The 15,861-nt window shown below is 60.8% G+C and carries 11 protein-coding genes; 7 read left to right on the forward strand and 4 right to left on the reverse strand.

Features of this window, described 5'->3' with window-relative positions; genetic code table 11:
• The first annotated feature begins 124 nt into the window (after window positions 1-124).
• The 4 genes from xdhA (at window position 125) to BN1143_RS19120 (ending at window position 7,544) form a co-directional block, all read left to right on the forward strand.
• Complete coding sequence (gene xdhA, locus BN1143_RS19105; RefSeq protein ID WP_042051743.1) at window positions 125-2,443, forward strand: xanthine dehydrogenase molybdenum-binding subunit XdhA; 2,319 nt, start codon at window positions 125-127, stop codon at window positions 2,441-2,443.
• A complete protein-coding gene (gene xdhB, locus BN1143_RS19110; protein WP_042051745.1) occupies window positions 2,436-3,314 on the forward strand; it encodes a xanthine dehydrogenase FAD-binding subunit XdhB in 879 nt (292 codons plus the stop codon). The genes xdhA and xdhB overlap by 8 nt, the downstream gene beginning before the upstream one ends.
• Window positions 3,311-3,796: a xanthine dehydrogenase iron sulfur-binding subunit XdhC gene (gene xdhC, locus BN1143_RS19115; RefSeq protein WP_042051747.1), complete on the forward strand. Its 486-nt coding sequence runs from the start codon at window positions 3,311-3,313 to the stop codon at window positions 3,794-3,796. The genes xdhB and xdhC overlap by 4 nt, the downstream gene beginning before the upstream one ends.
• Before the next feature lie 529 nt (window positions 3,797-4,325).
• On the forward strand, window positions 4,326-7,544 hold the full coding sequence (locus BN1143_RS19120) for an ExeM/NucH family extracellular endonuclease (RefSeq protein WP_042051748.1): 3,219 nt from the start codon (window positions 4,326-4,328) through the stop codon (window positions 7,542-7,544).
• A gap of 127 nt (window positions 7,545-7,671) precedes the next feature.
• On the opposite strand, the gene BN1143_RS19125 is transcribed toward BN1143_RS19120, so the two are convergent.
• A complete protein-coding gene (locus tag BN1143_RS19125) occupies window positions 7,672-8,217 on the reverse strand; it encodes a glycine zipper 2TM domain-containing protein (RefSeq protein WP_042051750.1) in 546 nt (181 codons plus the stop codon).
• A gap of 504 nt (window positions 8,218-8,721) precedes the next feature.
• Between BN1143_RS19125 and BN1143_RS19130 the strand changes: the two genes are divergently transcribed.
• Window positions 8,722-8,910, forward strand: a complete 189-nt coding sequence (locus tag BN1143_RS19130; protein ID WP_017764436.1) for a hypothetical protein — start codon at window positions 8,722-8,724, stop codon at window positions 8,908-8,910.
• A 60-nt stretch (window positions 8,911-8,970) separates the two neighbouring features.
• On the opposite strand, the gene BN1143_RS19135 is transcribed toward BN1143_RS19130, so the two are convergent.
• The gene (locus tag BN1143_RS19135; protein WP_042051751.1) at window positions 8,971-10,497 is read right to left on the reverse strand and encodes a YfcC family protein; all 1,527 of its coding nucleotides are present in this window, start codon (window positions 10,495-10,497) and stop codon (window positions 8,971-8,973) included.
• A gap of 634 nt (window positions 10,498-11,131) precedes the next feature.
• On the opposite strand from BN1143_RS19135, the gene BN1143_RS19140 reads away from it, so the two are divergent.
• Window positions 11,132-12,754 carry an acyl-CoA synthetase gene (locus BN1143_RS19140; RefSeq protein WP_042051754.1) on the forward strand — a complete coding sequence of 541 codons (1,623 nt, stop codon included), beginning with the start codon at window positions 11,132-11,134 and terminating at the stop codon, window positions 12,752-12,754.
• Between the two features lie 139 nt (window positions 12,755-12,893).
• Window positions 12,894-14,426, forward strand: a complete 1,533-nt coding sequence (locus BN1143_RS19145; protein WP_042051755.1) for a KAP family P-loop NTPase fold protein — start codon at window positions 12,894-12,896, stop codon at window positions 14,424-14,426.
• A gap of 33 nt (window positions 14,427-14,459) precedes the next feature.
• Here the strand turns inward: BN1143_RS19145 and hisIE are convergent, their stop codons facing one another.
• Together hisIE and hisF are read right to left on the reverse strand one after the other, a co-directional pair.
• Entirely contained in the window at window positions 14,460-15,095 is a 636-nt protein-coding gene (gene hisIE, locus BN1143_RS19150) for a bifunctional phosphoribosyl-AMP cyclohydrolase/phosphoribosyl-ATP diphosphatase HisIE (RefSeq protein WP_042051756.1), read from the reverse strand.
• On the reverse strand, window positions 15,088-15,861 hold the full coding sequence (gene hisF, locus BN1143_RS19155) for an imidazole glycerol phosphate synthase subunit HisF (RefSeq protein ID WP_042051757.1): 774 nt from the start codon (window positions 15,859-15,861) through the stop codon (window positions 15,088-15,090). The genes hisIE and hisF overlap by 8 nt, the downstream gene beginning before the upstream one ends.

Genomic DNA, 15,861 nt, shown 5'->3' on the forward strand with positions numbered 1-15,861 from the left:
TCACACTTCTTCCCTTTGCTCGCCGCCTTTGCCCCCCGGTTGGCCCGCCTTGCCGGAAACGGGCGCATATCTTGCTGTTTTTTATACCGGTTCTGATTTTTTTTGCCTGACAAAGGACTTGCATATGTCCATAGGATTACCGCTCAAGCGGGTGGATGCCGAGGCCAAGGTGACCGGCAGCGCCCGCTACACCGACGACAACATCATGCTCGGCATGCGCCACGCCAAATACGTGCGAAGCCATATCGCCCACGGCAAGGTGCTTGCCATCGACGCCAGCGAAGCGCTGGCCCTGCACGGGGTCGAAGCCGTGTTCACCCACGAGGATGTGCCCACCACCTGTTTTCGCACCGCCGGTCACGCCTGGTCCCTCGATGAGACCAAGCGGGACGTGAAAGACCGGCGCCTGCTCACCGACCATGTGCGCCATTTTGGCGATGGCGTCGCCATAGTCGTGGCCCGCGATCCGCTGGTTGCCGAGAAGGCTGCCGCCCTGGTCAAGGTGACCTACGAGCCGCTGCCGGTGATGACGGATGCGGCCAGCGCCCTGGCCGAGGGGGCCTATCCCATCCACCCGACCGGCAACCTGCTGCGCCAGAGCCAGATCCGGGCGGGAGAGCCGGAGCAGGCCATCGCCGCCGCCGACTTGCAGTTCAGGGGGCACTACCAGACGCCGGTGGTGCAGCACTGCCATCTGGAGACGGTGACCTGCTACGCCTACATGGATCAGCCGGACCACATCATCGTCGTCACCAGCACCCAGATCCCCCAGATTGTGCGCAGCCGGGTGGCCAAATCCCTCGGCCTGCCCTGGTCGAGCGTGCGGGTGATCAAGCCCTACATGGGCGGCGGTTTTGGCAACAAGCAGGATGTGCTGGAAGAGCCGATGGCGGCGTTTTTGAGCTACAAGCTCGGCGGCGTGCCGGTCAAGGTGACCTTGAGCCGGGAGGAGTGCTTCTTTGCCTCTCGTACCCGCCACGGCTTTGCCATCGACGGCACCCTTGGCATCAACCGGGATGGCACCCTCAAGGGGTATCAGCTTGACGTGCTCTCCAACACCGGCGGCTATGCTTCCCACGGTCACTCCATCGCCAGCGCCGGCGCCAACAAAATAAGCTACCTCTATCCGCGCAGCGCCTTTGGCTATGACGCCAAAACCTTCTACAGCAATTTGCCCACCGCCGGTGCCATGCGTGGCTATGGCGCGCCGCAGGTGGTGTTTGCCCTCGAATGCATGCTGGACGATGCCTGCGCCGAGCTGGGTCTGGATCCGCTTGCGGTGCGCATCGCCAACGTGGCCCGCGAGGGGGACGTCAATCAGGTCAACCAGAAGACCATCTACAGTGCGGGTTTGCCCGAGTGTCTGCGTCGGGGTGGCGAGCAGTTCCAGTGGGAACGGCTCAAGGCCGAGTGTCTGGCGCAGGATCCGGCGAGTCGGGTGCGCCGTGGCATCGGGGTGGCGTGTTTCAGTTATGGATCCAACACCTATCCGGTGGGGGTCGAAATTGCCGGCGCCCGCATGCTGCTCAATCAGGATGGCACCGTCAATCTGCAGATCGGCGCCACCGAGATAGGACAGGGATCGGACACCGTCTTTGCCCAGATGGCGGCCCAGACGTTAGGCATTCCGTTTGAGCAGATCCGGGTCATCTCGACCCAGGATACCGACATCACCGCCTACGATCCGGGTTCGTTCGCCTCGCGCCAGAGCTATGTGGCGGCCCCCGCCATCCATCAGGCGGCGCTGCAACTGCGGGCCCGCATCCTCTCGCTGGCGGCTCAGCTCTGCCATCAGGATGTGGGATCGCTCACCCTGATCGACGGTTACGTGGTGCTGGCGGGTGCGCCGGACAAGGTGCTGATCAGCGTCGCCGAGGTGTCGGTCAACGCCTATTACCATCTCACCATCGGCGGCCAGATCACCTCGGAGGTCTCCCACAAGACCACCACCAACCCACCGAGCTTTGGCTGCACCTTTGTCGATCTCAGTGTCGATATCGATCTCTGCAAGGTGACCATCAATCGCATCCTCAACCTGCACGATGCGGGCAAGATCCTCAACCCGCAGCTGGCACAGGGGCAGGTGCACGGCGGCATGGGGATGGGGATCGGCTGGTCGCTGTTCGAGGAGATGATCATCGACGCCAAGACCGGCGTGGTGCGCAACCCCAATCTGCTCGACTACAAGTTCCCCACCATGCTGGATTTGCCGGAACTCGAGTGCGACTTCGTGCAGACCTACGAGCCCCAGTCGGTCTATGGCCACAAATCCCTGGGGGAGCCGCCCATCATTTCGCCGGGCCCGGCCATTCGTAACGCCATCAGGATGGCCACCGGCGTCGCCATCAATGAGCTGCCCATCACCCCCAAAACCCTGTTCCGGGAGTTTGTCGCGGCGGGTCTGATTGGCGAGGGAGCAGGGGAGGAGCAACGCCATGTTTGATATTGCCCGTTACTACAAGGCCCACAGCGTGGCCGAGGCGGTTGCCCTGCGCCAGGCCGACCCCGAGGCGCGTCTCTTGGCCGGTGGCACCGATGTGATGATCCAGCTGCATCACCTCAACGCCGCCTATCGCCATATCGTCGATATTCACGACTTGCCGGAGCTCAAGGGGGTGAGCGAGCTGGCTGACGGTTCTATTCGCATCGGCTCCGGCACTACCTTTACCGAGCTCATCGAAAACGAGCTGGTGCAGCGCCGCCTGCCGATGCTGGCCGAGGCGGCCGCCACCATCGCAGGCCCGCAGATCCGCAACGTCGCCACCTATGGCGGCAACATCTGCAACGGCGCCACCAGTGCCGACTCGGCGGCGCCCACCGTCGCGCTGGAAGCAGAGCTGGAGATCGCCGGCCCCGATGGCACGCGCCGCATCCCCATCGCCGGTTTTCACACCGGCCCCGGCAAGGTGGCGCTGCAACCGGCGGAGATCTTGGTAGCATTCCACTTTGCCCCGGACTCGCACCCCCATGCGGGATCCCACTACTTCAAGTACGCCATGCGAGGGGCCATGGACATCGCCACCATAGGCTGCGCCGCCTACTGCCAGATTGAGGATGGTCACTTCAAGCGCCTGCGGCTGGCCTATGGCGTGGCGGCGCCGACGCCGGTGCGCACCCCTCACGCGGAAGCTGTAGCCGAGGGGCAACCCCTGACCCGTGCCACACTGGCCGCCATTGCCGAGGCGGTGGTGGCCGATGTGGCGCCGCGCTCCTCCTGGCGGGCGGAGAAAGAGTTCCGCTTGCACCTTATCAAAACCCTGGCGCAGCGGGTGGTCACCTGCGCCGTCGAACGGGCCGGAGGCCAGATCCTATGATGCAACCGCAAACCTGTCCCGCTGTGGAGATCCAGTGCGAGATCAATGGCAAGCCCTACTCCTATGCGGTGTCGCCCACCATGTCGCTGCTTCACTTCCTGCGCGGGCTGGGGCTTATCAGCGTGAAAGAGGGGTGCAGCGTCGGCGAGTGCGGCGCCTGTACCGTGCGGGTCGATGGCGTGGCCCTCGACAGCTGCCTCTATCTGGCGGTATGGGCCGATGGCAAGTCCATCCGCACCGTGGAGGGGGAACGTAAAGGGAGTGAGCTCTCCGACGTTCAGCAGGCCTTTATCGACGAGGGGGCGGTGCAGTGCGGTTTTTGCACCCCGGGCCTGGTGATGGCGAGCGCCGCCCTGCTCGACAAGACAGATCGCCGACCCTTGACCGAGGCGGAGATCCGCCGCGGCCTGTCGGGGAATCTGTGCCGCTGCACCGGTTATCAGAACGTGGTGCGGGCGGTGAAGAAGTGCTGCAAGGGGTGATGGGGTCGCCCCTCGATTAGCTTCTCAAGCCGTTATTCGGCAGCGAGGTGACAGCGGCTGAAATAGGCCGCGAGGGTTATTTTCACCCCGCCGGTCAAACACGCATCCCGTTATTTCGGGCGGGCACTGGGGAACAGGCATACTGCACTGCCGGGCTGTCAGCACAAATAATGAACAGCCTGGTCCGCGCAGCGGCCTGGAAATGGCAAGCGACTGTTTTTACGCACTATGTCAACTTGTGTCGCCATCTTGTGCGCCTCTTTTGCATATTGGCGACAGCAAATACCGGTGGGCGGGAAATAACGGAAAATAACGGCAAGGGGGCTGAAAAAAAGCCCCTTTTTCGTCACGTGACCGCAACATTTTTCTGTAATTGTTAGCCAGCTCGCGGCGGCCCTGCGCCGAAACGGGCAGAGTAGGCGCCGTGGTTGGCCGAGGCCGCCATGATGCTCAATCAGAATCGTAACAAGGTGCTGCGGCCCGCCTGGCGGGGCGCAAAACATAACGTCAAAAAGAAAAGGAAACTGGCATGTCAGGAAGACACTCTCTGGTAGCGCTGGCCGTCGGGCTGGCGCTGGCGGGACAGGCACAGGCACAGCTGCTTATCAGCGAATACCTGGAAGGCTCGGGCAACAACAAGGCGGTGGAGCTGAGCAACCTCGGCAGCGACGCCGTCGATCTCTCCCAATACCGGTTGGCGCTCTACGCCAACGGCAAACCCATCAGCGAATCACCTACCAACAGCCTGGCGCTGCAAGGCACGCTGGCCCCGGGGGCCACTTTGGTGCTGGCCAACCCCTCCGCCAGCAGCGAGATCCTGGCCAAGGCCAACCGCACCAGCGGCAACCTGGTGTTCAACGGTGACGATGCCCTGGTGCTCTATCGCGGCAGCGAGATAATCGACAGTTTCGGCCAGGTGGGGGTGGATCCGGGTACGGCCTGGGTCTCCGGCAACGTTTCGACTCTGGACATGACCCTGCGCCGCAAGGCCACCGTCACCACAGGCCGGACTGATGCAACCGCCCCCTTCGATCCGGCGCTCGAATACGTGGCCGCCCCGAAAGATGACGCCAGTGGCCTGGGTTGCAGCGGCGATGGCCCCTGCGATGGCACCCAGCCGCCCGCCTTCGTCTGCCCGGTGGACAGCCTGGTGCCGGTGCCCGCCATTCAGGGCCCAGGCACCAGCAGCCCGCTGGTGCCGGCCGGCAAGTTTGAATCGGAGCAGGCCTATGCCACCCGCGGTGTGGTGACTCAGGTAGTGAGCGGCCTCTACAAGGGCTTCTTCATTCAGGATGAGCAGGGGGACGGCGATCCGGCCACCTCCGACGGCCTCTTTGTCTATAGCACCAAGGCCAACGCCGCCGTTGTGCCGGGGGCCGAGGTGTGCGTCTCGGGCAAGGTGAAAGAGTATTTCAACCAGACCCAGATCAACGCCGACGAGCTGGTGGTGACTCGGCCGCAAGGCGCTGTTCCGGCTGCGGTGGATCTGGTGCCGGTGGCGGGGGAGAGCCTGAGCCAGCTGCTGGAGCGTCACGAGGGGATGCAGGTGCGACTGGTGCCCGAATCCAGCCTGGTGGTGACCCGCAACTTCAGCTTTGATTACGACGGCAAGCGCAACAACCTGGTGCTGGCTTATGGCGCGCCGCTCATCAAGTCGACCCAGAAGTTTGCCGCCATGAGCGAGGAGGCGAGCAACTGGGCCCTGCGCAACCAGCAGAACCAGCTGGTGGTGGAGACCGACGCCAAGGCGCCGGATGGCGTGCTGCCCTGGTTCCCCGGCTTCAACGCCGAGGACGGTTACCTGCGCATCGGCGACAAGCTCAACGGGCTGGAGGGGGCGCTTGGCTACTCCTACAACCTGTTCCGTCTGGTGGCCAGCAACCGCATTGATGCAAGCCAGATAGATCACAGTGGCTGGGATCGGGTGGAAACCCCCGAACTCGCCGAGGCGGGGGATCTGCGGGTCGCCAGCTTCAACGTGCTCAACTTCTTCACCACGGTCGTGGGGGGCGATGCCAACCCCACCGGCAGCAACCGGGGCGCCCTGACGGTGGCGGAGTTCGAGTTGCAGCGCACCAAGATCGTCAGCGCCATCACCCGCCTCAACGCCGACGTGGTGGGGCTGATGGAGATAGAGAACAACGGCTACGGCGACAACTCCGCCATCGCCAACCTGGTGGCGGCCCTGAACGCCGCCCTGCCGGATGAGGCGGATCACTACCGCTGGATTGCCTCGCCGGATGGCAAGCCGATAGGCACCGATGCCATCACGGTGGGGCTCATCTACCGGCCCGCCAAGGTGACCCCGGAGGGGGCCGCCAGTCTCATCGCGCTACCGGTGCAGCAGGCCGAGGCGCAGGACGCCAGCGGCAAGCCGGTGACCATCAATCAGGGGATGCGCGAGTCGCTGGTGCAGCGCTTCAGCTCGCCCAAGGGGGATGCGCCGCTGACCCTGGTGGTCAACCACCTCAAGTCCAAGGGCTCCGCCTGCTTCGAGGATTACCCCGACTACGCCAGCGCCGATCCGCTGGATGGCCAGGGCCACTGCAACGCGCTGCGAGTCTCCGCCGCCAAGGTGCTGGGTGAGAGCCTCAAGGATCTGGCCGGGGATCTGCTGCTCATCGGCGACATGAACGCCTACGGCATGGAGGATCCCATCCGGGTGCTGACCGACTATGATCCGGCCGCTCAATCGCGCCAGATCATGAGCGCCTCCTTCACCACCTTGGCGGGCCAGCCCTTCGAGGAGAGCGGCAGCGCCCTTGGCAAGGGGTATGGTCTGGTGAACCTCAACACCCGCTTCCACGGCACCGACACCTACTCCTACAGCTATGAAGGGGAGCTCGGCAACCTGGATCACGCCCTGGCAAACTCGAGCCTCGCGGCTAAGGTGATCGGCATCGAGGATTGGCACATCAACTCCGCCGAGAGCAACTTCTTCGAGTACGGCAGCAAGTACAGCGGCCAGCTGGCGAAATCCGAAGGGCCCTTCAGCGCCTCGGATCACGATCCCGTGCTGGTGGCCATCCAGTACCCGCTGCCGCCCGCCGGGGTCTTGAGCCTCGAGAGCGCCGCTGCGAATGTAGAGGAGGGCAACACCCTGACCTTGAGCGTGGCGCGCCGTGACGGCAGCTATGGGGAGGCCAGCGTCAGCTATCGCATTGCCTACGGCAGCGCGGACGCAAGCGACGTGGCGCCACTCACCGGCACCCTGCACTGGGCCGCTGGCCAGAGCGACAGCCAGACCATCAGCATCCCGGTGAAGAGCGACACCCTGCACGAGGGGGACGAGACCTTTACCCTGGAGCTGTTTGATGCGAGCGGCGCGACCCTGGGCGAGCAGCACCAGACCCTGGTGACCATCAAGGACAAGCTGGCGCCGTCCACCATTTCGCTGGCGCGTGCCAGCATGACGGTGAACGAGGGGCAGTGGTTTGCCGAGATCCCGCTGGTGCGCAGCGGCGATCTGAGCAAGCCGGCCCGGGCCAGGGTGGCCCTTGACGGAGTCACGGCGCACTGGGGGCTGGATTTCCTGCCCTGGTTCAGCCAGACCGTGAGCTGGGCCGCGGGCGAGGGGGGCAGCAAGTCGGTCAAGGTGCTGATCATCGATGACTGGTTTGTCGAGCCCGCCGAGCAGTTCAAGGTGAGTCTGGCCGCGCTGCAGGGTGGCCAGCCGGGCAACCTGCAGGAGACCCGGGTCGACATTCTGGACAACGACAAGTCCTGGTGGCCCTTCGGTCGCCACTGAGGATGACTTCTCAATATGAAAAGGGGCCTGCGGGCCCCTTTCTGTTGTTTCTGTTGTCGGCCAAGAGCGGCAAAAACAGCGAGGCCCATCACCAGGATGGGCCTCTGAGCGGGACCAGCCGACGGGATCAGCTGCCGCTTTGGGAGCCGTCGATCACCAGCTTGCCATCCTTTACCGGGATGGTGGTGCCGGGGGCCTTGTTCATGCGGATCACCCCTTCCTGACCGGCGAGGCGGTAGGTGACGTCATAGCCCAGGGTGCGGGTGCTGCTCTCCTGCACCGTCTTGCAACGCTGCTCTGTGGTGGTGTAGGTATCACCGGCCTGCATGTTGCCCTGCACCTGGTTGCCGGCGTAGCCGCCTGCCACGGCACCTGCGGCGGTCGCCACCTTCTTGCCGTTGCCGCCACCAAACTGGTTGCCAAGCACGCCGCCCAGCGCCGCGCCGACCACGGTACCCAGGATCTTGTGCTCGTCCTGCACCGGTTTGCGGTGGGTCACGGTGACGTTGCGACACTCCCGCCGGGGGGTCTTGATGGTCTCGGTCACCGCTTTGCTGGCCAGCACTTCGGCGAACTGAGGCTGTGATGAAAACAGGGATCCGCTGGCGGCGGCTGACAAGGCCAGCGCAGAGGCCACACCGATCCCGACTCCTGCCAACATGGATTTGTTCATTTTCTCTTCTCCTCAAATGCATCACGGGATGCGTCTCTTGCTTGCGCTCATCTTGGCACAAGGGCAAGGAGGCACAAGGCAAAGCCCGTGCGGGCACGACAGCCCCTGACTGCACCGAAAAGTGCCTCGCCAAAAAGGTGTCGGGCTTTGGCGACAAAGGCGGGGTGAAGGGAGAAAAAGCGATCTGCGAGTGGCATTTTGCGATTCAGCTGGGCCTGTTTTCCCATTTTGCGCCAAGCTTCTGCCGCTGCCGACTGGCGCAGTGGCAAACAAGGGGGGCTCGTCGTCAACAAGGACCCGTCAGGGTGCGCCAACCGCTTGATAAATCACTGTTGCCAGAATGGCTGGTGGCCGATAACAGATCACGGCAAGCATTATGCTTGCTCTGTTGGCAGAGAGGATCAATCGCGCGTCTCTGGCGGCCCGCAGCAATGTGAGCCGGCAGGCGCCACCCGCAGTCAGGCCAGATTCGGCTGCGGTCATCCGGTCAGCAAGGGGGTTCATATGTCGATGCTGCCAAGATGGATACAACCGGCCGTGCAGGCCGGCATCATCACCCGGGAACAAGCCCAGCGGCTGCTGGACTCTCTCTATCAACCCCTCTGCGAGACGGCGCAGGAGCTGCCTGCCGACCTTGCCGACATCAGCCTCAAGCTCTTCTGTTTTCGCCAGCAGCACAGGGTGCGCCACTAGTTCCCTCAGAGCTGCGCCTTGGATAAGGCATGACCCCCGCCGGGGCGGGGGCCATGTACGCTAGATCATCATCACCTGCGCCACCAGCATCAGGGCGCCGAAGCCCAGCACAAAGCCCACCATGGGCAGCACGAACCTGACCCACTGGTTGAACTGGATGCCGAGCATCTGCAGGGTGACCAGCACCAGCCCGGTGGGGGCCAGGAACAGCATGGCGTATTGGCCCCAGTTGTAGGCCGACACCACGATATAGCGCGGGATCATCACGGTATCCGCCAACGGCGCCATGATGGGCATGGAGAGCACCGCCAGCCCCGAAGAGGAGGGCACCACCAGCCCCAGCAGGGTGAACACCAGCATCTGGGCCACCGCGAACACGGCGCCGTGCATGCCGGCCACCAGACTGGAGGCATAGGCCAGTATGGTGTCCGAGATCATCCCCTGATCCAGCACCAGATTGACCCCCCGCGCCAGCCCGATGATGAGGGACACCGCCACCAGCTCGGACGCCCCCTGGGTAAAGGCCTCGACCGCCTCTTTCTCCTTGAGGCCGGAGATGAAGATGATGACGATGGCGACGGCCAGGAAGGAGGCCGCCATCTGCGGGAACCACCAGCCAGCCATGGAGACACCCCACACCATGAGCGGGAAGGCGAGGATGAACAGGGTTAGGATGATCTTGCGGCGCAGGGTGAAGGGGACCCCTTCATCGAGGGAGCCCTCTTTCAGGAAGCGGGCCCGGAAGCTCTCTCTGTCCTCATAGGTGTAGGAGAAGGCGGGGTTGGCCTTGATCTTCTTGCAATACCAGTAGAGATAACCGATCACCACCAGGGTACCCACCAGACAGCCGACGGCGCGAACGCTCAGCCCCTCGGTAAAGGGGATGCCGGCGGCGTTGGAGGCGATCACCACCGAGAAGGGGTTGATGGTGGAGAAGGTGGTGCCCATGGAGGCGGCAAGGAAGATGGCCCCCACGCAGACGATGGCGTCATAGCCGAGCGCCAGAAAGATGGGTACCAGGATGGGATAGAAGGCGACCGCCTCCTCCTCCAGTCCGCAGGTGGTGCCCCCCAATGCCATGACGAAGCAGACCAGCGCCACAAACAGGAACTCGTTGCCGCGGGTCTTGCGCGATAGCGCCACCAGCCCCGCATTGAAGGCACCGGTCTTGTTGATGACGCCGATAAGCCCGCCCAGCACCAGAATGAAGACGATGATGTCGGCCCCCTCTATGGTGCCCTTGACCATGCTCACCGCCACGTCGGAGAGCCCCTTCGGCGCCTGGGCCAGCCGCTCATAGGTGCCGGGGATGGCGATGGGCTTGCGGATGGTGCCGTTGACGAACTGCTCCACCCCGATATTGATATCGAGTCTGGTCAGCTCATCCTGAGTGGCGGGCACTCGCCGGGTTTCCCCTTGCGGCGTGTTGATGGTCAGCATATGGCTGGCGGCATTATAAGAGAGCTTGGCATAGGCGCCCGCCGGAATTATCCAGGTGAGGGCGATGGCCAACAACATGATCAAAAACAAGATGGTAAACGCGGTGGGAAATTGTCTGCGGGTCTGGTTATTCGGCTCGGCACACATAAAATGCTCCTCGGTAAAGCAGGTTCGGGCTCGGCGGAATATCGGGTCGATAGGGTTCCTTCGTCATGCAGCATGAGTGCGCAAATTCACTGGTTGTGGCGCATCGTATGGCGAGAAATCTGGCCTGATATTGAACATCCGGTAGATTGTTTCACCAAGAAACCATAACCCGCCGAGGGGAAGCATGAACAGCGCTGCGGGCCTGCTTTATGGAAACCGTCACAAAATATATTTCATGAGGAATATGTCATTAATTTATTGGCAATAAACCGATGTGCTTGCTTATGCCATAAATATCCAGCTGGCATTGTTTGTAAATATATCCATATCGGCAAGCCTGCAACCCGATATGGCCAGTTTGCATGCAAGCATCAGCATATTCATTATTTGCCGGGTTTTATGCCGAGGATATTGGCCGTCGACATTTGTCGCTGAAAAAACAGGCACCGACATGCAGCTCGGTCAGCTTGGCGTCGCCGGCGCAGCGCCTCTAAGACGTTTTGCTAATACCTGTGGCCACCACCTCGCGCTAGGCTGTGATCCCCGATACGAGCACCCTCTGGCAGGACGCCAGACGTGGTTGCCGGCGCTCCCGGGAGCGCACCGCTTTTGCTACCTGCGAGGAAGGAACCCGATGACAGAGCAGAACATCTATCAGCGCGATCTGGAAAAAAATCCTGCCAATTATGAGGCGCTGACCCCCATCAGCTTTCTGGGACGGGCCGCCCGGGTCTATCCCGACTATCCGGCGCTGATCCACGGCCCCCTGCGCCAGAGCTGGACCCAGACCGAGCGACGCTGCCGCCAGCTGGCCTCGGCCCTGCGCCTGCGCGGCATCGGCGAGGGGGATACCGTCTCCATCGTCGCCCCCAATACCCCGGCCATGTTCGAGGCCCACTTCGGGGTGCCCATGAGCGGCGCCGTGCTCAACACCATCAACACCCGGCTCGATGCCGAGTCGATGGCCTTTATCTTCCAGCATGCCCAGAGCAAGGTGGTGCTGGTAGACCGGGAGTTTGGCGCCCTGGTGCAAAAGGCGTTGGCACTTGTCGAGAACCAGCCGCTGCTGATCGCCATCGACGATCCCCTCTATCGGGAGGGGGAGCTGGTCGTCGACCTCGACTATGAGGCGTTTCTTGCAGAGGGCAATGGGGATGAGCCCGGCTGGCTGCCGCAAGATGAGTGGCAGGCGATTTCCCTGAACTACACCTCCGGCACCACAGGCAACCCCAAGGGGGTGGTCTATCACCATCGCGGCGCCCACCTCAATGCAGTCAACAACGTGCTCTCCTGGGAGCTGCCCAAGCACAGCGTCTATCTCTGGACCCTGCCGATGTTTCACTGCAACGGCTGGTGCTTCCCCTGGACGCTGGCAGCTACCGCAGGGGTGAGTGTCTGCCTGCGCCATGTGCAGGCGGCGGCCATCTATGAGGCGCTGCACGAGCACAAGGTGACCCATTTTTGCGCCGCGCCCATCGTTCTCAACATGCTCAACAACGCCGATCCGGCCCTCAAACGCTGGCTCGACCACCCCATAAAGGCGATGACCGCAGGCGCGGCGCCCCCCGCCACCGTGATCGCCGGCATGGAGGCGATGGGGATCGCCGTGACCCACGTCTACGGCCTCACCGAAACCTATGGCCCCTGCGTGCTGTGCGAGCCGCAAAGAAGCTGGCAGGGGCAGGATGCCACCACGCTGTCGCGTCTGAAAGCACGCCAGGGGGTGGCCTCACCCCTGCAGGGGGAGATGCGGGTCATCAACCCGGTCAGCGGCGAGCCGGTCCCCCGGGATGGCAAGACCATGGGCGAAATCGTGCTGCGCGGCAATGTGGTGATGAAGGGCTATCTCAAGAACCCGGTCGCCAGCGCCGAGGCGATGGCGGAGGGCTGGTTTCGCAGCGGCGATCTGGCGGTGTGGCACCCGGACGGTTATGTGGAGATCAAGGACAGATCCAAGGACATCATCATCTCGGGCGGGGAGAACATCTCCAGCCTGGAGGTGGAAGATGTGCTCTATCGCCATCCCGATGTGGACGAGGTGGCGGTGATCGCCATGCCGGACGAGAAGTGGGGGGAGGTGCCCTGCGCCTTCGTCAAGCTCAAGGAGGGGCGCGAACTCAGCCAGGCCGAACTCATCGAGTTTTGCCGCGAGCAGATGGCCCATTTCAAGGCCCCCAAGCGCATCATCTTCACCCCACTGCCGAAAACCTCCACCGGCAAGGTGCAGAAATTTATGCTGCGCCAGCAGCTGGGGTAGGAGCTGGCCACTCTTATCCCAAGTTTTAAGTTGGTGCCATTTTGCCTGGAGCAATATGGCGCCAAACTTCTATCTTCATCAAATTATTTCGGGGCTCACTCTGGTAATATCCTGCTCAATATCGAGGCAGGAAATTATTATGACGCGTGCAGAATTTGATTGGAAAAATTCCATTGCATGGAGTGGTCCGGGAACAATTGAAGGAGTGCAGGATACTCTCGCAGGTGATCGGCTGGATCGCGCTCGCTATGCCGAGTTTCTGACCAGTTATCTGGCGACAGAGGGCAAACAGCGCAACTATGTACTGAACCTCAATGCCGAATGGGGGGCGGGCAAGACCTGGTTTATCAAGCGCTGGTATATGGAGCTGAAACAGCACTATCCCACCGTCTATATCGATGCCTGGCAGCAGGACTTTTCTGATGACCCCTTGTTGACGGTGATCTCGTCGATTATCGAACAACTGAGAGATGCTGCTGGAAATAAGCTTACCGTACCTGATGGTATCAAGTCCAAGCTATTGGGTTTGCTCAAGGTCGGCGGGAAATTGGTGCTCAAGTCAGCCATTAAAAAAGCTGGACTGGAAGATGGTGACTTTTCTGTGGAAGGGGAAGACGCAGACAAACTGGTTGATACGCTTTGCAGCAATCACAAAGAGCGTTATGAATCTATCCAGTATCTTACACAAGAGATCCGGCAATGGGTTGAAGGAGCTGTTTCAACAAACTTAGACCAATTGGATGGCCATGGTCGTTTGGATTACCCCGCCTTTATTTTGATTGATGAACTTGATCGCTGCCGCCCCTCTTATGCAGTGGAGATGTTGGAAACTATCAAGCATATCTTTGATATTAAGGACGTGGTGTTTGTTTTGGCAACGGATACTGAGCAGTTACAGCATGCTATCAAGGTCATTTATGGCGATGGTTTTGATGCAGAAAGCTATCTGGGGCGATTTTTTCATAGGCGATTTACGTTAGGTAGTATCTCTCGGCGAGAGTTTATTAAGCAGGCAATTGTAGATAAAGAATTGCATTTTGAGCATGTCAATGTATGGCCTGAGATCACTAATAGCCAAGTGTTGGTAAATGTATTGACAGCTGTTTGTGATCATTTTTCATTGAGCTTAAGAAAAACAGAGCAAGTGTTGGATCGAACGATCGCGTCCATCGTCAATTACCAAGGTTGCACATTAAATCTGATTTTTCTTGTTTACCTGTTTTCTCTGTGTGAAAAAAACAATGAAGATTATCGATCTGTAGTGGATGGCAAAATGCCTAAGACAGATAATCATCCTAAGCTGAAAGGTTTCAATAGTCTGACAAGTGAATATGAAGAACAACATTTTCAATGTTTTATAAAAGCAGGTAGTGCCATAGGAAGTTATATTGAGGATGTGGATTGTGAACGGTATGCAAATCCATTTAAAGATGGTGAATATATGATTTCCTTGAAAAATATTTTAGTCATAACTTATGAGGGGCTATTAAATCCGAATTTAGATGATGAACATTCCAATCGTTTTATCTCGTTAACAATAGATTGTGTTAGGCGTATGCGAAATTTGACTGTAGAAGAAAATACTATTTTGGCAGAAAAGGAGCTGTCGCTATTGGAGCGACGTTTAACAACGTATAAAAATTTAGTTGAGCTGGCCGTGCATCTTGACTAAATAAAGCCGGGGTAACCCGGCTTTATTATCAGTTTATTTATTGTGGCGCTCATGCAGGCGCTGCACCACATCCTTCAACGCCAGCCCTTCGTTTTGCAGCAAGACGGTCAGGTGGTAGAGCAGATCGGCGGATTCGTTGATAAGTTCCTCCCGATCCTTGGCCATGGCGGCCAGCGCCACTTCCACACCCTCTTCACCCACCTTCTGGGCGATGCGTTTGGTGCCCTTGGCATAGAGGCTGGCGGTGTAGCTGGTGGCCGGATCCGCGCCTTTGCGTGCGGCCAGGATCTGCTCGAGCTCGGCCAGGAAGCCAAGGGGCGGCACGGGGTGGCCGTCGAAGCAGGAGGGGTTGCCCAGATGGCAGGTGGGGCCGACGGGGTTGGCGGCGATCAGCAGGGAGTCCTGATCGCAGTCGGTGGTGATGGCGACCAGCTGGAGCACATGGCCCGAGCTCTCCCCCTTGGTCCAGAGGCGCTGCTTGCTGCGGCTGAAGAAGGTGACCTGGCCAGTCGCCAGGGTTTTATCCAGGGCTTCCCGGGTCATAAAACCCTGCATCAGCACTTCGCCGCTGGCGGCATGCTGGACGATGGCGGGGATCATGCCGTCACATTTCGCCCAGTCCAGGCGCTCAGCCAGCGATGCGTCGTTGTTTACAGCTTGATTATTCACGGATGGCGACTCCTTCGGTTTTCAGCCAGCGTTTCAGTTCGGGAATGGGGATAAGGCCTTTGTGGAACACGGAGGCGGCCAGCGCCCCGTCCACGTCGGCGAGGGTGAAGGCATCGCGAAAGTGCTCCATGGCACCGGCGCCGCCGGAGGCGATGAGCGGCACCTTGCAGACGGCGCGCACCAGCTTGAGCTGTTCGAGATCATAGCCCTGGCGCATGCCGTCCTGGTTCATCACGTTCAGCACGATTTCACCGGCGCCACGCTTTTGCGCCTCCTGCACCCAATCCAGGGTATGCCAGGCGGTGGTGCGAGTGCGGCTCTCGTCGCCGGTAAACTGCTTGACCTGATAGTGACCGCTCTGGGCATCAAAATAGGAGTCGATGCCCACCACCACGCACTGCACGCCGAAGCGCTCGGCCAGGCGGGTGATGAGGGTGGGATCGGCCAGCGCCGGCGAGTTGATGGAGACCTTGTCGGCCCCGAATTCCAGGATCTGGCGGGCATCCTCGACACTCTTGATGCCACCGGCGACGCAGAAGGGGATGTCGATGACCTCGGCCACCCGGATCACCCAGCTCTTGTCCACCACCCGCTCATCGCTTGAGGCGGTGATGTCGTAAAACACCAGCTCGTCGGCCCCCTCGCTGGCGTAGCGGCGGGCCAGCTCGACGATGCCGCCCATCACCTCGTGATTACGAAACTGCACTCCCTTGACCACCACGCCATCTTTGACGTCGAGACAGGGGATAATACGCTTTGACAACAT

Origin of the sequence: Aeromonas dhakensis (assembly GCF_000820305.1) — a bacterium.
Lineage (GTDB): Bacteria > Pseudomonadota > Gammaproteobacteria > Enterobacterales > Aeromonadaceae > Aeromonas > Aeromonas dhakensis.